An 18243-nucleotide genomic window follows, 5' to 3' on the forward strand; every position below is an offset into this window, starting at 1 on the left:
GCAACCACTTCTCGCGAGGGCCGGTCCGTCCAACGGACCGGCCCTCGCCGCGCGTTGGGCCCGCGTGGGCGCCGGTCAGGCCTCGGCGGCCACGGACTCCTCCTCGTCCTCCGGCAGGAATCCCGGCAGCCACTCCTCCAGTTCCGCGCGCATCCGGACCGTCGCGCCCAGTTGGCACAGGACGCCGATGGTGCTCAAGGTCACCCGGTGGATCAACAGATAGGAGGGGGGCAGGTTGAGGCGCTTGCCCAGTTGGTGCGCGGGGGAGCGCGGGTCGGCTATGCGGGCCGCCTGGTTGCGCATCCAGCCTCGACTGAAAGTGAACTCGTCCACCTGGGCCGGTTCGATGATCGGCAGGAGATAGTCGAGTACCGCGTCGGGATCCAGGTCGATCGAGTCCTTGACGAAGCCTTCCGCGCGAAGCGCCTCGTAGACCGCCTCCGCCCGGCCGTCCAGGGTCAGGCGCAGGGAGTGGCCGATCGTCGGGGGCAGACCACCCGGGAGGCGGTCGACGGTACCGAAGTCCAGTACTCCCAGCCGCCAGTCGTCCTTGCCCGCCGGGCCGCCGGGCAGCAACCGGAAGTTGCCGGGATGCGGGTCGGCGTGCAGAAGACCGGTGCGGGCGGGACCCGAGAAGAGGAACCGGGTCAGCAACTGGCCGGCACGGTCGCGCTGCTCCGGGGTACCGTCGGTGATCACCTCCGACAGCGGTATGCCGTCGATCCACTCCGTCACCAGCACCTGCTCGCACTGGTGGACGACGGCCGGAACCACGACGTCCGGATCGTCCGCGAACTCCTCCGCGTGGGCTCGCTGGGCCTGGGCCTCCAGGCCGTAGTCGAGTTCCTCCGAGACGCGGTCCCGGAGTTCGGCGATCAGCGGCTTGATGTCCATGCCGGGAATGAGGGGCCCCAACAGACGGGCGAAGCGGCTCAGCTGGGTCAGGTCGGACAGCAGCGCCTCGCCGGCGCCCGGATACTGCACCTTGACCGCGACCTCGCGCCCGTCGTGCCACACCCCCCGGTGCACCTGGCCGATCGAGGCCGCGGCGGACGGTTTGTCCTCGAACTCCAGGAACAGGTCGTGCCAGTCCGCGCCGAGCCGCGTCGCCAGTACCGAGTGCACCGTGCGGGTCGGCATCGGCGGGGCCGCTTCCTGGAGCTTCGTCAGCGCGGCGCGGTAGGGGCCGGCGACCTCCTCGGGCAGGGCGGACTCGAAGACGGACAGTGCCTGCCCGAACTTCATCGCGCCGCCCTTGAGCTCGCCGAGCACCTTGAACAGCTGTTCCGCGGTGCGCTGTTGCAGCTCGCGGCCGACGATGTCCGCCGACTCGCCGACGATCCGTTTGCCGAGTCCCCAGGTGGCCCGCCCGGCGATGCCGAGCGGAAGCGCGGCGAGCTTGGCGGTACGGGTGACCGCCTTCCGGGGAAGATCAGACATGAGCCCTCCAAGTTCCGGACAGCCGCGCCGCGTGTGCCTTAAGGCGAAACTCCGTCGACGGCCGTTGCTCCGCCATTGTCTCGTGCGACTCCCCGTCCTTTGAGGTGTGTTCTTCCTTCTTACTCTTCTCCTCGGCGCCGCACGGGCATGCGGGATGGGCCCAGACCGGGCGGGCGTGCCAGTCGAGCCCGGGTACGGAGACCTCCCAACGGGCGCCCGCGGTGGACGGGGTCCTGCCGTCGAGGAAGGCGAGCGCATGGCTCGCGGTCAGGCCCGCGACCGTCGTCGCCAGGGCCAGGTCACAGGCCCTGACCTGGCGAGGTCGTGCGGAGCGCCACTGCGTCACCAGACGCGGCCAGACAGGGTCCCGGTCGACGCGCCACCGCTCCAGGCAGCCCGCGCAGGCGGTCTCTCCCGGCAACACCAGCGGGCCCACGATTCCGGTTCCCTCCACGACACCCGCGTACAGATGAGGTGTGCCCGACATCACGAGCGGTTCGGCCGCGGCCGGGTCGGGCGCGTGCACGGCGAGGTCGTCGCGCGGGGCGAGGATCACCAGGGAGAGACCGGAGTCGCTCTCACCGTCCGGTGACTGGGCGGCCGTACGCCGTGGCGGGCGGTCGGGAGCCGCCTTGCGGGCCGCGCGCCGGGCGGACTCGTCCCGGCGTTCGCCGACGGAGTCGAGGGGCAGGCCACCCGGTGCGACGTCCCACGGCTCGACCACCCCGCCGTCGCGCACATCGACATGGCCCACGCCGGCCCCCGCCAGCAGGGAGGCCACCACCGCGCCCACCCGGCCCGCGCCCCGGACCTGCACCCGCAGCGTCCGGCGAGCAGCCAGCCGGGCCATCGCCTCGCCCGGCGCCGGTGCGACCAGGGAGAGGGAGGCCAGATCGGGGCCCAGCCGCTCCAGAACCCTTTTCTTACCGCGCAGCTTCTCGACGGCTGGGCCGCCACCGCTCGAGTCGTCGAGGAGCCCGGCCTCGCTCAGCCGCTCCAGCAGACCGTCGATGTGGTCGGCGGGCAGGTCCATCCGGTGCCCCTCCTCATGGAGGAGCGGCAGCCCGCGGGTGCCGTCGAGCAGGCTCAGAAAGCTGCCCGTCGCCGTGTCCATCGGGCCGAGTGTCATCGCGTGGGCTGGCGTCATCCCGAACTGCACGGTGTTCAGATCCCGCCAGCAGGTGCGCAGCGCGCCCTTCATGGTCGGGTGGGTGACACGCGGGTGGGTTTCACCCAGGTGGGTTGTGGCCGGCAGCGCGGCAGCTGTGTCCGACGCAGGCGCAGAAGTGGTGGTTGATCGCATGACAGGCCCCCGTAGCCAGAGAACGTCCCGTTGAAAGTCCTGGTTTGTCGGTGGATTTCGGTGATCGTTCCGCCGACGGGTGCCAGCTTGCCCGGTTCGCTCATCGGGCGTCGAAAGTTGTCCACAGGCGGTGAGTATTCGTCGTACAAATCAAACGCATGGTGGGGGATCGCCGCCGAACCGTGCCGGAGTCAAGACTTCCTCCGTGCACAGCGGGTAACGTCGTGCCGTGCCCGCCGACCCACTGCACCGCGCCGGAAACCCACAGCGCAGCACGACGAGCCAGCCGCCAAGCGGCTCGGGGGCGAGCGCGATCGAGGTCCGCAGGAGTTCCCGGCGACGCCGGACGGTCTCTGCGTACCGCGAGGGCGATCGCACCATCGTGCTCATCCCCGCCCGGATGTCCGAGGCCGAGGAACAGCGCTGGGTGACTGTCATGCTCGACAAACTGGCCGCCCAGGAGAGCAAACACAAACGGGTGCCCGGCGACAGCGAGCTGGCCGAGCGCGCCGAGCAGCTGTCGGCCCAGTACTTCGGCGGTCGCGCCCGGCCCGCGTCGGTGCGCTGGGTGACGAACCAGAACACACGCTGGGGCTCGTGCACCCCGGCCGAGGGCAGCATCCGGCTGTCGCACCGGCTGCAGGGCATGCCCGAGTACGTCGTCGACTACGTCCTCCTCCATGAACTGGCGCATCTGCTGGTGCCCGGGCACGGGCCCCGTTTCTGGCGGCTGCTGGACGCGTATCCACGCACCGAACGGGCCCGGGGCTACCTCGAAGGAGTGGTCGCCGCCGACCGGCTGCCGACCCCGCCCTCCGCGCGCGGGGAGTGAGCCCGAGCGGCGGGTGGGCCGGGGGGCGACGAGGTGTTGTGTACCGGATTTGTACCGGCTTCGTCCAAGGCCGGAATTAGCCGTTAGCCTGACCCGACGCATTCGGCATTCGGGATGGGGGACGGTCGTTACGCATGGCCAGGGAATTCCAACGCGGCCACAAGGCCAGGATCAGTGATCTCACAGCGGGCACGGATCTGTACGTGGGTGTGCAGATCTCCGGACCGGGGCTGACCTTCGACATCAGCTGCTTCGGCCTCGACGCCGACGAGCGGCTCTCGGACGACCGGTACTTCGTCTTCTTCAACCAGCCGAAGTCACCCGAGGAGTCCATCCAGCTCCTGGGCGCTCAGGCAGGCGACACGGAGTCCTTCCGCGTCACCCTCGACCGGATCCCGCCGCAGATCCAGAAACTGTCGTTCACGGCCACGCTCGACGGCGCCGGGCAGATGTCGCAGATCGCCCCCGGGTACATCCGCATCGTCGCCGGTGGCGAGGAGGTGGCCCGCTACGCCTTCAACGGCTCGGAGTTCTCCACCGAGCGGGCCGTGATGCTGGGCGACTTCTATCTGAAGGACGTGTGGCGCTTCGCTGCGGTCGGACAGGGTTTCGACGGCGGCCTCGAGGCGCTGCTGAAGAACTTCGGCGGTGAGGTCGCAGAGGAGGAGGCCCCCGCCCAGCAGCAGCCCCAGCCCTCAGCCGCACCCGGTTTCGCCCCGCCCGCCTTCGGCGCCCCTGCCCCGGCCGCTCCGCCGCCCGCCTTCGGTGCTCCGGCGGCGGCCCCGGCCGCTCCGCAGCCCGTCGCCCAGGGTTTCGCGCCCCCTCCGGGAGCCACCCCGCCCCCGGTGCCCGCGCCGTCGGTGCACGCGGCCCCCACCATCGTGGCGCCCCTGACACCGCCCGGCGGTGCCCAGGTGCCACCGCCTGCTCCGGCACCCGCGCCCTACGGACAGCCGGTGCCCCCGCAGGCTCCGTACGGCCAGGTACCCGGTCAGACCGGGTCGCTTCCCCCGGGCTACGGTCAGCCTCAGGCTCCTCAGGCGCCCCCCGGCCCGCCCGGTTACGCTCAGCAGCCCCCGCTCGGGCAGGCCCCCGGCCAGCAGGCCGCCTACGGGGTGCCGCAGGGCGTCCCCCAGGGCGGCGGCCAGGGCGCCGGAGTGTCGGCCGCGCTCCAGCAGTTCAAGGAGACGCCGACCGGGCAGCGCTGGACACAGCAGAACAAGAAGCTGATCCGCGTCGACCTGGGCGTGGGCGGTCAGCCCGTGCTGGCCCGGCAGGGCAGCATGGTGCTCTACCAGGGCAAGGTCGACTTCAGCTACAAGGGCGCCGGGTTCTCCGGCCGGATCGTGGGCAACGCGACCGGCCAGGAGATGCAGCTGATGCGCTGTACCGGCCAGGGCCAGGTGTTCCTCGCGGACAACTCCACGATGCTGCACCCCATCGAACTCCAGGGCGACGGCATCTGTGTGTCCGCCGAGAACGTCCTCGCGTTCGACGAGGGCCTCCAGTACGAGGTCCGTCGCGTCGAGGGACACGGCATCCCCGGCGGTGCCCTGTTCACCATGCAGTTCACGGGCACCGGCACCATCGTCGTGAAGACGCACGGCGTCCCCGTCGTCCTGCCCGTCACACCCACCACGTTCGCCGACTGCAACGCCGTGGTCGCCTGGTCGGCCGCCTCCCAGGTGGTCGTCTCCAGCCAGGTACGGATGCGCCGCAACGCCTACCCGGGCGACACCGGAGAGAGCGTCAACCTCCAGTTCCGGGGCGCCCCCGGCAACTTCATCGTCGTCCAGCCGTACGAGGTCTGAGGGAGCCCGTCATGAACCAGCCACTCGCGGGCTACGCTCCCGCACCCGTCACAGCCCGTATGGAGAACCACGGCAACCACATGCTGAAGGTCGCCATGCAGACCGGAAACGACCTCCTCGCGCGCGTGGGGTCGATGGTCGCCTACGAGGGCTTCGTCCAGTACGAGCCCAACCCGCCTGCCGTACGCCAGATCGCCAAGGACTGGATGACCGGCGAGGGCGCGCCCCTGATGAAGTGCTCGGGGGACGGTCTGCTCTATCTCGCCGACTACGGCGCGAACGTGGTCGTGATCAACCTCAACGGCGACGGCATCTCCGTCAACGCCACCAACCTGCTCGCCTTCGACGCGCACCTCACCTGGGGCGTCGAGCGGGTCAAGGGGCTCGCGAAGTTCGCCGGCCAGGGCCTGTGGAACACCAAGATCTCCGGGCAGGGCTGGGTCGCGCTGACCTCCCGGGGCAAGCCGATCGTCGTCGACTGCGGCGGTGGCGACGACGAGACGTACGTCGACCCGGACGCGCTCGTCGCCTGGTCCCCGAACCTCAAGGTGAAGGGCAAGCGCAGCTTCAAGGCGCAGTCGCTCATCGGCCGGGGCAGCGGCGAGGCCTACCAGATGGCCTTCTCCGGCCAGGGCATCGTCGTCGTACAGCCCAGCGAGGACAGCACCGACCGTCTCCGGTTCCGGGGCTGAGGGGGAGCCAGAACGCCATGCAGAGCCCACTTTTCGCGCACAACGACTCGCAGACCCAGGAACGCTGGAGTCTGCAGAACAAGCAGATGCTCCGGGTCACCCTGGAGGGCCACGACGACATCCTCGCCCGCAAAGGCACGATGGTCGCCTACCAGGGCCTGATGGAGTTCGACGCCGAGTACCAGAGCCGCAACCAGGGCCGCTCCCGCGCGCACACCGGCGAGGGCCTGGACCTGATGCGCTGCCACGGGCAGGGCACGGTCTATCTCGCCAACCTCGCCCAGCACATCCACATGGTGGACGTGGAACAGGACGGGCTGACGGTCGACAGCAGCTACGTGCTGGCGATGGACTCCGGGCTGCACCACGAGGTCATCGCCGTGGACAGCCTGTACGGCATCTCCGGTTCCGGGAAGTACCAGCTCAACATCACCGGCCGCGGCAGGGTCGCCCTGATGACCTCGGGCGCGCCGCTGATGATGCAGGTGACGCCGGACAAGTACGTCAACTGCGACGCCGACGCGATCGTCGCCTGGTCGACCGGACTGCGCGTCCAGATGCAGGCCCAGACGCACACGTCCGGAGTGTGGCGGCGGCGCGGCAACACCGGCGAGGGCTGGGAGCTCAGCTTCATGGGCAGCGGCTACGCGCTGGTCCAGCCCAGCGAGTTGCTGCCGCCGCAGAACGCCCAGATCGGCCAGGGTGCCGCCGCGCAGTTCGGCATGGGACAGCACGGTGCGCGGGCGCAGAACCAGGGCAACGTCTGGAGCTGACCGCACGAACGGTAAGGGGCGACCACCATGGGCGGTCGCCCCTTACCAGTTCACCCGTTCATCCGTTCAGCCGTTCACAGTCGGGCGCGGGTTGCTTCGAGCAGTCGTACGACCGAGTCGTCAGCCACGTCCGCGACCTCGGCGTAGGGGAACCAGCGCAGGTCCAGGGACTCGTCGCTGATCTCCTCCACCGCGCCGGGCGGGGCCACGGCGGCGTACTGCACGTCCAGGTGCCAGGCACAGGGCGTGTGGTGCCGGTCCAGGCGGACCGGCGTGCTCTGGAGCAGCCGCAGCGAGGGGATGCCGGACTCCTCCGTGGCCTCGCGCAGCGCCGCCTCGGCGAGCGTGCTGTCGCTCTGCTCGCAGTGACCGCCCATCTGGAGCCACATCCGCAGCTTCCTGTGGAGCGTGAGCAGGACCCGCTCACGCTCCGGGTCGATCACCAGAGCGCTGGCCGTGAGGTGTCCGTCCTCGCAGGCCTTCCACATCCCGTCGGGACGGCCGTGCAGATGGTCCAGGTAGACCTGACGGAGATCCTGCTGGTCCTCGTACTTCTCGAGCACCCGGACCGCGTCGCCGTGAAGAGTCACTCGGAGTCGTCGTCCTTCTTCAGGTTCGGCTTCTCGGTGGAGCCGCCTGCCGCCTCGCCGAGCATCTTGTCGAGCTCGGAGAAGTCGAGCTGCTCACGGTGCACGAAGCCGTCCGGATCGTCCAGGTCGGACGCCGTGGGCAGCATGTCCGGGTGGGCCCACAGGCCGTCCCGGCCGTCGACACCGCGCGCGTCCGTCAGCGACGCCCACAGGCGCGAGGCGTCCCGCAGTCGGCGCGGACGCAGCTCCAGGCCGATCAGGGTGGCGAACGTCTGTTCGGCTGGGCCGCCCGACGCACGGCGGCGGCGCAGCGTCTCACGCAGCGCGTCCGCGGACGTCAGCCGGGGCTTCGCGGCCGCGTGCACCACCGCGTCCACCCAGCCCTCGACCAGGGCCAGCGCCGTCTCCAGACGGGCCAGGGCGACCTTCTGCTCCGGGGTGTCCTCCGGCTGGAACATGCCCTGCTGGAGCGCGTCCTGCAACTGCTCCGGGTTCTGCGGGTCGAACTGGCCGACCACGTCCTCCAGCTTGGCCGTGTCGACCTTGATCCCGCGCGCGTAGCCGTCGACCGCGCCGAACAGGTGCGAGCGCAGCCACGGCACATGGGCGAACAGACGCTGGTGGGCGGCCTCGCGCAGCGCGAGATACAGCCGTACCTCCTCCTGCGGGACGCCCAGGTCCTTGCCGAACGCCTCGATGTTCGCCGGCAGCAGCGCGGCCCGGCCCGTCGGGCCCAGTGGCAGCCCGATGTCCGTCGAGCCGACGACCTCGCCCGCGAGCACCCCGACGGCCTGCCCGATCTGCGTGCCGAACATGGCGCCGCCCATGGAGCGCATCATGCCGATCAGCGGGCCCGCCATGGCCTGCATCTCCTCGGGCAGGACATCACCCATGGCCGCGCCGACGCGCTCCGCGACCGGGTCGACCAGTTCCTTCCAAGCGGGCAGGGTCGCCTCGACCCACTCCGCGCGGCTCCACGCCACCGCGGAGCCGGCACCCGACGGCAGCGACGTCGCGTCGTCCAGCCACAGGTCCGCCAGCCGGACGGCCTCCTCGACGGCGGTGCGCTCGGCGGGACCGATGCTCGAGTCCTTGACGCCGTCGGACGTCCCCTGCGAGACCGTCTGACGGGCGATCTGCTTGGCCATGTCCCAGTTCACCGGTCCGCCCTCGTACGAGAGCATCTGGCCCAGCTGCTGGAATGCGGCACCCAGGTCGTTGGGGTTCATGGAACCGAACATGGCTGCGAACGGATTGTCGCCTCCTGGACCGCCGAAGCCGGGCAGTCCGAAACCGAACGGCCCCTGACCAGCACCGCCCTGTGGGTCCTTCTGCTTGCCCTCGTCGCCGTTCTCCGGCTCCTCCGGCGGAAGGCCGAATCCGAATGGGGTGTCACTCACGGGATTCCTCGGCTGGTAAGGCCGTCGGCTCTTTCGACGGCGGCTGCCCGACAACACCACCCAGCCTAGACACCGCGGCCGGTTGGGGGCTCGGTGCTTCGCCGACTCCTGGCCTGCGGCAGGATGGATGTCACCTGGTACGTACGCGTCACGCGCGTCCTTACTGAAGACAACCGCTGGAGACGCCGGTGAGTTCCCCAGATCCGCAGGTTCGCGCAGCGCGAAACCACTCAACCAATCCGGCCCTACGCCGACCAGTCGTCGCGGTAACCGGCGCCGCGACCGGGATCGGGGCGCTGCTCACCGAGCGGCTCGCCGCGTCCGAGGAGATCAAGCAGGTCGTCGCCATCGACGAGCGGCGCGGCGAGTGCGCGGCGGCGCAGTGGCACATTCTCGACGTACGCGATCCGGCCATCGCGGAGAAGCTGCGGGGCGCCGACGTCGTCGTCCATCTGGCCGTGGACCTGGACCTGGAGACGGACGGGGCGGCCCGTACGGCGTACAACGTGCGCGGGACGCAGACCGTGCTGACGGCTGCCGCCGCGGCAGGGGTGCACCGGGTCGTGCTGTGCACGTCCGCGATGGTCTACGGGGCGCTGCCTGACAACGAACTGCCGCTGGCCGAGGACGCGGAGCTGCGGGCGACCGCCGAGGCGACCGGGGTCGGGGACCTGCTGGAGATCGAGCGGCTCGCCCGGCGCGCGCCGCGGGCGCATCCGGGGCTCAATGTGACGGTCGTCCGGCCCGCAGTGCTGATCGGGGGTACGGACACCGCTCTGACCAGGTATTTCGAGTCGCCTCGGCTGCTCGTCGTGGCCGGGTCGCGGCCCGCCTGGCAGTTCTGTCATGTCGAGGATCTGTGCAGCGCTCTGGAGTACGCGGTGCTGGAGAAGGTCGAGGGCGAGCTGGCGGTCGGGTGCGACGGGTGGCTGGAGCAGGAGGAGGTCGAGGAGCTCAGCGGGATCCGGCGCATGGAGCTGCCGTCCGCTGTCGCTCTGGGGGCGGCTGCGCGGTTGCACCGGATCGGGCTCACGCCCTCTCCGGCCGGGGATCTGGCGTACACGATGTATCCCTGGGTGGTGAGTGGGAGCCGGTTGCACGATGCGGGGTGGCGGCCTCGGTGGAGCAACGAGGAGGTGCTTGCTGAGCTGCTGGAGGAGGTTGCCGGGCGGCATACCGTGGCTGGGCGGCGGCTGGGGCGGAAGGATGCGACTGCGGCGGGGGCTGCGGGGGCGACGGTCGCTTTGCTGGGTACGGCGGCGTTGGTGCGGAGGGCTCGGAAGGCTCGGCGGCGGATCTGAGGGGTGGGGTGGGGTCGGGTGTTTCTCGCCCCCGCCGCCCCTACCCGTCCCATCCTGTTCCTGGGGGCTGTGCCCCCAGACCCCCCTCCGGCCCTGGACGGGCCTTGTCCTCAGACGCCGGACGGGCTGGTGGTGCGGGCCGGGGCCTCAGACGCCGGACGGGCTGGTGGTGGCGGGCGGGTTGTCAGTGGGGTGAGGCAGGATGGGGGGTATGGCATCTCTCAATGAGCACCCCGGTGAGCAGGCGGCTCTCGACCCCATCAAGTTGGTGGCCGTTCGTGACACGGCGCTCTCCCTTGACGAGGTTTTTCGTGCTGTCGGGGACGACTCCGCCGGGGGGACCGCGCTGTTCGTGGGGACCGTGCGGAATCATGACGGGGGTGCCGACGTCAAGGCGCTCGGCTATTCGTGCCATCCCAGTGCCGAGGCCGAGATGCGGCGTGTGGCCGAGAAGGTCGTCGCCGAGTTTCCGGTGCGGGCGCTTGCCGCCGTGCACCGGGTGGGAGACCTGGCCGTGGGGGATCTCGCGGTTGTCGTCGCCGTGTCCTGTCCGCACCGGGGCGAGGCCTTCGAGGCCTGTCGGAAGTTGATCGACGACCTCAAGCACGAGGTGCCCATATGGAAGCACCAGACGTTTTCGGACGGGACCGAGGAATGGGTCGGCGCCTGCTGACGACTCTCCGGTTGCGTAACCGCCCCCCGAACGTGAGCGTTGACACGGCGGAGGTTAGTCTGCTGATCAGTCAGTTGCGGTCGCTCTTTGGGGTTGGGAGGTCGGCATGGCGGCGCTCGCCTGGTTGCTGATTCCGCTGGTGGCTGCGATCGGTGCCGGTCTGTGGGGCAGTTGGGCCAACCGGACACGCAGAACCCGCGGTGACGGGCCCGAGCTCGACGGCTACGAGCGGTTCCGCGAGGCCATGGAGAAGTCCCGTACCTGAGTTCCCGTACGGACGGCCCTGACGGTGTGCCGACAGGACCGTCCCGTACTGTCGTGCCATGCCACGCCGCACCGCGACGCTGCTCGCCTCCACCCTGATGCTGATCACGCTCCTGTGCGCCGGAGTGTTCATCCGCGTGCCGTATTCGGAGCTGTCGCCGGGGCCGACCGTGAACACCCTCGGGGACCACGACGGCGAGCCGGTGCTGCAGATTTCGGGGCGCAAGACCTACGCGACGACCGGGCATCTGAACATGACCACCGTCCGGGTCACCAGCGCCGGCTACCGGATGAACCTCATCGAGGCCGTGACCGGGTGGCTCGCGCACGACAGCAAGATCGTGCCGTACGACACGCTGTACCCGAACGGCAAGACCGAGGAGGAGTCGACCCAGGAGAACGCCGAGGAGTTCAGCCAGTCCCAGGAGAGCGCCAAGGTCGCGGCCCTCGAGGAACTCCGTGTCCCGGTGCAGTCCTGGGTGATCGTCGCCACCGTCCTGAAGGGGTCCCCGGCCGAGGGCGCGCTGCACGCCGGTGATGTCATCAAGGCCGTCGACGGCACGACGATCAAGGAGACCACCGACGTGGCCAAGTTGGTGACCAAGCACAAGGCCGGCGAGAAGGTCGTCTTCACCATCGTGCCCGCCGCGGAGCAGGCCGCCGCCGAGAAGGCGCACCGGGCGGCCACCAAGACGCGCGACGTCACCATCACGACCACCAGGTCCGACGACGGCGAACCCGAGCGCGCCATCGTCGGGATCTCCGCCGGGACCGACCACACCTTCCCGTTCACCATCGACATCAAGCTCGCCGATGTCGGAGGGCCCAGCGCGGGGCTCATGTTCGCCCTCGGTATCTACGACAAGCTGACGCCCGGAAGCCTCACCGGCGGCAAGTTCGTGGCCGGGACCGGCACCATCGACGACGACGGCAAGGTCGGTCCCATTGGCGGGATCGAGATGAAGACCGTCGGCGCGCGGGACAAGGGGGCTCAGTACTTCCTGACGCCGGCCGACAACTGCGCGGCCGCCGCCAAGGACGTCCCCGACGGGCTCAGGCTCGTCAAGGTGGCCACCATCGGCGACGCGTTGAACGCCCTCAAGGACATCCGCTCCGGTGACACCGGCGATCTGCCGAAATGCAGCACCAAGTAAAGGACAGCATTCGGCAACGGCAGTCGGCATCAGCAGTCGGCAACACCGAGTGGAGCGGGTGCGTGGTTTGCAGAGCCGCGCACCCGCTCCTGCGTTCCGCTAGTCCGCGAACGTCGCCGACAGCGCCTCCGCGAGGCCCGGTACCAGGCCCGAGCCCGTGAGCACCTCCGTCGCCGCGTCCTTCTCGCGCAGACGCACCGCCGAGTCGCGCGAGCCGTCGCGCAGGACCGCGACCGTCATCCGGACCTCCTGGCGGTCCGGGTGCGCGGCGACCCAGGCGGCCAGCTTCTTGTCGCTCAGTCCCTGCGGAACCGACGCCTCCGCCGACGGCGGAAGCATCAGGCGCTCGACGGTGAGGGCGCAGCCGACCACCGCGTCCGGCCAGGCGATGGTGGCGAGGAACTCGTCCAGCGGCTTGCCCGCGGGGATCTCGTCCTGCTCGATCGGGGTGAGACCGGCGGCCTTCTGCTCGTCCGCCAGGTCGAGCTGGGCCGCGAGAGCCGGTTCCTGGACCCGCAGCCGGGCGGTGTCTACGAGGGCGAAGAGGCGGGCCGGCTGGTCCCAGCCGAGGCCGGAGGCGTACTCGTCGATCTCGAGTACGGCCCGGGTGAGCGGGTTCGCCGCCATGGGAGTGTTGGACATGGTCACAATCCTGCCTCGTTCATGGCCCGAACCGGGAACCGAGTAAAGCGTGAGTAAGTTGCATAGGTGAGGCCTCTACGATCACGAGGCCTGACGGATGGTCCGCGATCACGGGGGCCTGACGGACCGACAGCGACTATTGAGGTGCCGACCTTGGCTTTCCAGATGCCGGACCGCGGCGGAGGCCCGCAGGGGCCACGGATCAGAGTGGGCCGCCCGTCCCGGCGCGTCCGGACCCTGCTCATGACGCTGGGCGTCCTTGCCGTACTCGGCATGGCGTTCATCATGTTCGCGGGGTTCTGGACGGACTGGCTCTGGTACCGCTCGGTCAACTATTCCTCGGTGTTCAAGACCACGCTGTGGACCAAGATCGGTCTTTTCTTCGTCTTCGGTCTGCTGATGGCGATCGCGGTGGGTGTGAACATCTGGCTGGCGCACCGGTTGCGTCCGCCGTTGAGTGCCATGTCGATGGAGCAGCAGAGCCTCGACCGGTACCGCATGGGCATCGCCCCGTACAAGAAGTGGCTGCTGCTGGGCATCACGGCGATGGTCGGCCTCATCGCGGGCGCGTCCGCGTCCGGGCAGTGGCGGACCTGGCTGATGTGGGTCAACGGTGTGTCCTTCGGGCAGAAGGACCCCCAGTTCGGTCTGGACGTGTCCTTCTACGCCTTCGACCTGCCCTGGTACCGCTTCCTGCTGGGCTTCGGCTTCGCCGCGACGATCCTCTCCCTGATCGCCGCCGCCCTCACCCACTATCTGTACGGCGGGCTGCGCATCACCAGCCCGGGAGCCCGTGCCACGGCCGCCGCGACCGGGCATCTGTCCGTGCTGCTGGGGCTCTTCGTCGCCCTGAAGGCGGTCGCGTACTGGCTCGACCGGTACGGCCTCGCGGTGAAGTCGAGCGACTTCAAGGCGACCGGCAACTGGACGGGTCTGCGGTACGTCGACGCCAACGCCTATCTGCCGGCCAAGACGATCCTGTTCTGCATCGCCATCATCTGCTCGCTGCTGTTCTTCGCGACCCTGTGGCGGCGCACCTGGCAGCTGCCGGTCATCGGCTTCGGACTGATGGTCCTCTCGGCCATCCTCATCGGCGGGCTGTACCCGGCGATCGTCCAGAAGTTCCAGGTCCAGCCGAACGAGCAGGCGAAGGAAGCCCCGTACGTCGAGAAGAACCTGAAGGCGACGCGCGAGGCGTACGGCATCGACGGCGCCAAGGTCAGCGAGTACGCCGGACGCAGTGAGACCGAGGACAAGACCAAGCTGCGCGACGACGTCGACACCACGGCGAGCATCCGCATCATGGACCCGAACATCGTCTCGCCGACGTTCCAGCAGCTCCAGCAGATGCGCAACTACTACGCGTTCCCGACCAACCTGGATGTCGACCGGTACAGCAAGGACGGCAAGGACCAGGACACGGTCATCGGTCTGCGTGAGCTGAACCTCAACGGCATTCCGAAGAACAACTGGATCAACGACCACTTCCGTTACACACACGGCTTCGGTGTGGTCGCGGCCAAGGGCACGACGGCGGACGCCGAGGGCCGCCCGGTCTTCACCGAGTCCGATCTGCCGTCCACGGGTGACCTCGGGACGTACCAGCAGCGGATCTACTACGGCGAGAAGACCAGCCAGTACTCGATCGTCGGCGGTCCCCAGAAGGAGATCGACTACTCCGACGACACCGGTGAGAAGACCACCAGTTACAAGGGGAAGAGCGGCGTCAACCTCTCCAACCCGATGAACCGCGCCGCGTACGCCGTCGCGTTCAGCGAGCCGCAGATCCTCTACTCCGGTGCCATCGGCGAGGGTTCGCGGATTCTGTACAACCGCACGCCCAAGGAGCGGGTCGAGGCGGTCGCGCCCTGGCTGACCATCGACGGCGACGCCTATCCGGCCGTCGTCGACGGTGAGATCCAGTGGATCGTCGACGCGTACACGACGACGAACGGTTATCCGTACGCCTCCCGCACCACGCTGGGTGACACGACGGCCGACTCCCTCACCGCCAACAACAACCAGCGGGCGGTGGTGGCCCAGCAGAACCAGGTCAACTACATCCGCAACTCGGTGAAGGCGACCGTCGACGCGTACACCGGCGAGGTCAAGCTCTACCAGTGGGACACCAAGGACCCCGTCCTCAAGACCTGGATGAAGGCCTTCCCGGACACGGTCGAGCCGAAGAGCGACATCTCGGCCTCGCTGATGGCCCATCTCCGGTACCCGCAGGACCTGTTCAAGGTCCAGCGCGAACTGCTGACCCGGTACCACGTGAAGGACGCGCAGACGTTCCTCTCCGGCTCCGAGGTGTGGCAGGTGCCGGACGACCCGAGCAACAAGTCGGGCGACGCGGTCCCGCCGTACTACCAGAGCCTGAAGATGCCCGACCAGAAGGCACAGGCGTTCTCGCTGACGACGACGTTCACGCCGAACGGCCGGGACAACCTGAGTGCCTTCATGTCGGTCAACGCCGAGGCGGGGACCAGTGATTACGGCAGGATCAGAATCCTGAAACTGCCGACGAGCAGAACGGTCGACGGACCCAAACAGGTCCAGAGCCAGTTCAACTCGGAACAGGACATCGCCGAGTCCATCAGGCTGCTGAGAGGCGGCGACTCGGAGATCGAGTACGGGAACCTGCTCACGGTGCCGCTCGACGGAGGCCTGCTCTATGTGGAGCCTGTCTACGTCCGCGGCAGCGGCCTCAAGTACCCGTTGTTGCGCAAGGTGTTGGTGACCTACGGCGGTCAGACCGCCTTCGAGGACACTCTCGACGCCGCGCTCAACAAGGTGTTCGGGACGGAGGGGCCGGTCACCCAGCCACCGGACGACGGCGGGGGTACCACCAAGCCGCCGCCGGCGTCGGGCAATCCGACGGTCCAGGAGGCGCTCACCGACGCCCAGAAGGCCTTCGACGACGGCCAGGCGGCTCTCCAGAAGGGCGACTGGGAGGCGTACGGCAAGGCGCAGTCGGACCTCGAGGACGCGCTCAAGCGGGCCGAGGAGGCGCAGTCCGCGGCCGACAAGAAGACCGACGGCAGCGGTACCGGTGGGGCCGGGAACGGTGCCTCCGGCAGTGCGAGTCCCCGTCCCAGTGGTTCTCCGAGCAGCAGTCCCAGCAGTAGTCCCAGTAGCGGTTCGACCAGTGGTTAGTGCTGGTCGAAGGCCCTGCTGAGGCTGCGTCCTCCGCTCCTCCCGCGCCGTGGTACGGTTGAGACACAACGGCGCGGGGTGGAGCAGCTCGGTAGCTCGCTGGGCTCATAACCCAGAGGTCGCAGGTTCAAATCCTGTCCCCGCTACTGATCTCGAAGGCCCGGATCCTCCAAGGATCCGGGCCTTCGTGGTGTGCGAACGCATGTGCCGACCTGGTGAAGGCCACGTCTTCCTGGGGCAGTTGAGAGGAACTGTGTTTGACTTGTCTCTCTGTGGGCATGTCGACAAAACGCTGTAGAGACCTCACTGGCTGCGGTATACCAGGTGTACCCAGGTTGCAGGTGGTGCGACGATGGACGTTATGGGGGACAAGGCAACTCTGTTGGAGACAGGGCGATTTGTGCAGCCTTCCGGCCGGGACGAAACCGGCGAGGCGGTAGAAGAGGCGCGCCAACGGCTCGCCGCCGAAGCCGGCGACGTCGAGGCGATGAGTGTCCTCGGAGCCATGCTGCTGCGCCGCGGTGATCTCGACGGAGCCGAGCCTCAGCTGCGTGCCGCCACCGCCGCCGGTGACCGTGCCGCCGCCAACAACCTCGGCGTCCTCCTCCATCAGCGCGGTTACGCCGACGACGCCGCCGGATGGTGGCGGATCGCCGCCGTCGCCGGATCCGCTCCCGCCGCGCACGCACTCGGCCGCCACCACCGCGAGCGCGGTGACGAGCCGGCCGCCGAGTACTGGCTGCGGCAGTCCGCCGAACAGGGACATGTGCTGGGCGCGTACGCCCTCGCCGACCTGCTGGAGCACCGCGGGGACGCGGCGACGGAGAAGTGGATGAGGGTCGCCGCCGAGCGGGGGCACCGGGAGGCCGCCTATCGGCTGGCCCGGGCACTCGACCGGAAGGCCGCGGAGGGCATGGGCGGCGCGGGTGGTGCCGGCGCCGAGGGTGGTGCGGGCGACGGTGCGGCCGGTGAAGTCGAGCAGTGGTATCGACAGGCTGCCGCCCGGGGGCATCAGCGGGCCGCGCTGCACCTCGGGGCCATCCTGGAGAAGCGTGGTGAGCTCAAGGAGGCCGGGCGCTGGTATCTGACGTCCGCCAAGGACGGCGAGGCCCGGGCCGCGTGCGCGCTCGGGTTCCTGCTGCGGGACGCGGGGGACGCCGAGAGTGCCGCCGTGTGGTGGCTGCGGGCCGCTCAGGACGGGGACGGCAACGCCGCCAACGCGCTGGGCGCGCTGCACGCCGAACGCGGTGAGACGCAGACCGCCGAACGCTGGTACCGGGCGGCCATGGACGCCGGGGACGTGAACGGCGCGTACAACCTCGGTCTGCTGTGCGCCGAGCAGTCGCGTACCGCGCAGGCCGAGCAGTGGTACCGGCGGGCCGCGTACGCCGGGCATCGCGAGGCTGCGAACGCGCTCGCCATTCTGCTGTTGCAGGGCGGGGACGCGGCGGGGGCCGAGCCGTGGTTCTCCAAGGCAGCCGAGGCGGGCAGTGTCGACGCCGCCTTCAACCTCGGGATCCTGCACGCCGGGCGCGGTGAGGACGAGGCCGCGCTGCGCTGGTACGAGCGTGCCGCCGGCGCCGGGCACACCGAGGCGGCGCTTCAGGTCGGGATCGTCCGGCTGCGGGACGGGGACGAGCGCGAGGCCGAGCGGTATCTGCGGTGTGCGGCGGGCGGGGGGAGCCCCGAGGCGGCGTACCGGCTGGCCGCGGTGCTCGACGCGCGGCGACCGCAGGCGCCCGCGCACGAACTCGGTGAGATCGCGCACGAGAAGACCGAGTGCGAGGAGTGGTACGAGCGGGCGGCTTCCCAGGGGCATCGGCGGGCGCAGGTGCGGGTGGGGATGCTGGCGTCGGCTCGGGGGGACGTGGTGGAGGCGGCTCGGTGGTACCGGGCCGCGGCCGAGGCCGGGTCCCGTAACGGGGCGTTCAACCTCGGGTTGTTGCTGGCTCGGGAGGGGAGTGAGCCCGAGGCCGCGGTGTGGTGGGCTCGGGCGGCTGAGGCGGGGCATGGGCGGGCTGCGTTGCGGCTGGCGCTGGTGTATGCGCGGCGGGGGGAGTTGGCGGAAGGGCAGCGGTGGGCTGATCTGGCGGTCTCGTTGGGGCCTGGGGAGGTGGCGGAGCGGGCGGCTCGGTTGCGGGACGCTTTGCGGGAGGAGCTGTCGGCTTGACGGTGCGGGTGGGTGGGGGTGGGTTTTTCGCCCCCGCCGCCC

15 protein-coding genes and 1 tRNA gene are annotated in these 18243 nt (G+C 69.7%); 11 read left to right on the forward strand and 5 right to left on the reverse strand.

What is annotated here, in order from left to right:
- Positions 1-75 precede the first annotated feature (75 nt).
- Both PV396_RS32575 and PV396_RS32580 read right to left on the reverse strand, forming a co-directional pair.
- Positions 76-1440 (reverse strand): AarF/ABC1/UbiB kinase family protein, encoded by a 1365-nt coding sequence (locus PV396_RS32575; protein ID WP_319210783.1) that lies wholly within the window; start codon positions 1438-1440, stop codon positions 76-78.
- On the reverse strand, positions 1433-2641 hold the full coding sequence (locus PV396_RS32580; protein WP_319210785.1) for a TOMM precursor leader peptide-binding protein: 1209 nt from the start codon (positions 2639-2641) through the stop codon (positions 1433-1435). The genes PV396_RS32575 and PV396_RS32580 overlap by 8 nt, the downstream gene beginning before the upstream one ends.
- A gap of 331 nt (positions 2642-2972) precedes the next feature.
- Here PV396_RS32580 and PV396_RS32585 point away from each other — a divergent pair, with 331 nt between their 5' ends.
- The 4 genes from PV396_RS32585 to PV396_RS32600 all read left to right on the forward strand — a co-directional run bounded on the left by PV396_RS32585 (position 2973) and on the right by PV396_RS32600 (position 6851).
- The gene (locus tag PV396_RS32585) at positions 2973-3575 is read left to right on the forward strand and encodes a M48 family metallopeptidase (protein WP_319210787.1); all 603 of its coding nucleotides are present in this window, start codon (positions 2973-2975) and stop codon (positions 3573-3575) included.
- Positions 3576-3709: 134 nt separating this feature from the next.
- Positions 3710-5386 (forward strand): TerD family protein, encoded by a 1677-nt coding sequence (locus tag PV396_RS32590; RefSeq protein WP_319210789.1) that lies wholly within the window; start codon positions 3710-3712, stop codon positions 5384-5386.
- A gap of 11 nt (positions 5387-5397) precedes the next feature.
- A complete protein-coding gene (locus tag PV396_RS32595; RefSeq protein WP_319210791.1) occupies positions 5398-6078 on the forward strand; it encodes an AIM24 family protein in 681 nt (226 codons plus the stop codon).
- 17 nt (positions 6079-6095) lie between these two features.
- Positions 6096-6851 (forward strand): AIM24 family protein, encoded by a 756-nt coding sequence (locus tag PV396_RS32600; protein WP_319210793.1) that lies wholly within the window; start codon positions 6096-6098, stop codon positions 6849-6851.
- Positions 6852-6925: 74 nt separating this feature from the next.
- Here the strand turns inward: PV396_RS32600 and PV396_RS32605 are convergent, their stop codons facing one another.
- Complete coding sequence (locus PV396_RS32605) at positions 6926-7441, reverse strand: NUDIX hydrolase (RefSeq protein WP_319210795.1); 516 nt, start codon at positions 7439-7441, stop codon at positions 6926-6928.
- The gene (locus PV396_RS32610) at positions 7438-8841 is read right to left on the reverse strand and encodes a zinc-dependent metalloprotease (RefSeq protein WP_319210796.1); all 1404 of its coding nucleotides are present in this window, start codon (positions 8839-8841) and stop codon (positions 7438-7440) included. Before PV396_RS32610 ends, PV396_RS32605 begins: the two co-directional genes overlap by 4 nt.
- A gap of 188 nt (positions 8842-9029) precedes the next feature.
- Here PV396_RS32610 and PV396_RS32615 point away from each other — a divergent pair, with 188 nt between their 5' ends.
- The 4 genes from PV396_RS32615 to PV396_RS32630 all read left to right on the forward strand — a co-directional run bounded on the left by PV396_RS32615 (position 9030) and on the right by PV396_RS32630 (position 12233).
- Entirely contained in the window at positions 9030-10142 is a 1113-nt protein-coding gene (locus PV396_RS32615) for an SDR family oxidoreductase (protein WP_319210798.1), read from the forward strand.
- 211 nt (positions 10143-10353) lie between these two features.
- Entirely contained in the window at positions 10354-10815 is a 462-nt protein-coding gene (locus PV396_RS32620; protein WP_319210799.1) for a molybdenum cofactor biosynthesis protein MoaE, read from the forward strand.
- A gap of 106 nt (positions 10816-10921) precedes the next feature.
- Positions 10922-11080, forward strand: a complete 159-nt coding sequence (locus tag PV396_RS32625; protein WP_006379628.1) for a hypothetical protein — start codon at positions 10922-10924, stop codon at positions 11078-11080.
- A 58-nt stretch (positions 11081-11138) separates the two neighbouring features.
- Positions 11139-12233 (forward strand): PDZ domain-containing protein, encoded by a 1095-nt coding sequence (locus PV396_RS32630; protein WP_319210801.1) that lies wholly within the window; start codon positions 11139-11141, stop codon positions 12231-12233.
- A gap of 99 nt (positions 12234-12332) precedes the next feature.
- Here the strand turns inward: PV396_RS32630 and PV396_RS32635 are convergent, their stop codons facing one another.
- Positions 12333-12875, reverse strand: coding sequence for a PPA1309 family protein (locus tag PV396_RS32635; RefSeq protein WP_319210803.1), 543 nt, complete (start codon positions 12873-12875; stop codon positions 12333-12335).
- A gap of 165 nt (positions 12876-13040) precedes the next feature.
- Between PV396_RS32635 and PV396_RS32640 the strand changes: the two genes are divergently transcribed.
- The 3 genes from PV396_RS32640 to PV396_RS32650 all read left to right on the forward strand — a co-directional run bounded on the left by PV396_RS32640 (position 13041) and on the right by PV396_RS32650 (position 18201).
- Positions 13041-16031, forward strand: a complete 2991-nt coding sequence (locus PV396_RS32640; protein WP_319211002.1) for a UPF0182 family protein — start codon at positions 13041-13043, stop codon at positions 16029-16031.
- A 72-nt stretch (positions 16032-16103) separates the two neighbouring features.
- A tRNA-Met gene (locus PV396_RS32645) sits at positions 16104-16177 on the forward strand.
- A gap of 206 nt (positions 16178-16383) precedes the next feature.
- Positions 16384-18201, forward strand: a complete 1818-nt coding sequence (locus PV396_RS32650) for a sel1 repeat family protein (RefSeq protein ID WP_319210805.1) — start codon at positions 16384-16386, stop codon at positions 18199-18201.
- Positions 18202-18243 lie beyond the last annotated feature (42 nt).

The sequence above is a fragment of the Streptomyces sp. ME02-8801-2C genome, from assembly GCF_033793965.1.
GTDB lineage: Bacteria > Actinomycetota > Actinomycetes > Streptomycetales > Streptomycetaceae > Streptomyces.

Excerpts from the sequence above, each read along its gene's own strand:
- PV396_RS32650 (WP_319210805.1), top strand. The coding sequence starts at position 16,384 with ATGGACGTTATGGGGGACAAGGCAACTCTGTTGGAGACAGGGCGATTT.
- PV396_RS32635 (WP_319210803.1), bottom strand. The coding sequence starts at position 12,875 with ATGTCCAACACTCCCATGGCGGCGAACCCGCTCACCCGGGCCGTACTC.
- PV396_RS32640 (WP_319211002.1), top strand. The coding sequence starts at position 13,041 with ATGCCGGACCGCGGCGGAGGCCCGCAGGGGCCACGGATCAGAGTGGGC.
- PV396_RS32630 (WP_319210801.1), top strand. The coding sequence starts at position 11,139 with ATGCCACGCCGCACCGCGACGCTGCTCGCCTCCACCCTGATGCTGATC.
- PV396_RS32580 (WP_319210785.1), bottom strand. The coding sequence starts at position 2,641 with ATGAAGGGCGCGCTGCGCACCTGCTGGCGGGATCTGAACACCGTGCAG.
- PV396_RS32620 (WP_319210799.1), top strand. The coding sequence starts at position 10,354 with ATGGCATCTCTCAATGAGCACCCCGGTGAGCAGGCGGCTCTCGACCCC.
- PV396_RS32625 (WP_006379628.1), top strand. The coding sequence starts at position 10,922 with ATGGCGGCGCTCGCCTGGTTGCTGATTCCGCTGGTGGCTGCGATCGGT.
- PV396_RS32575 (WP_319210783.1), bottom strand. The coding sequence starts at position 1,440 with ATGTCTGATCTTCCCCGGAAGGCGGTCACCCGTACCGCCAAGCTCGCC.
- PV396_RS32590 (WP_319210789.1), top strand. The coding sequence starts at position 3,710 with ATGGCCAGGGAATTCCAACGCGGCCACAAGGCCAGGATCAGTGATCTC.
- PV396_RS32600 (WP_319210793.1), top strand. The coding sequence starts at position 6,096 with ATGCAGAGCCCACTTTTCGCGCACAACGACTCGCAGACCCAGGAACGC.
- PV396_RS32595 (WP_319210791.1), top strand. The coding sequence starts at position 5,398 with ATGAACCAGCCACTCGCGGGCTACGCTCCCGCACCCGTCACAGCCCGT.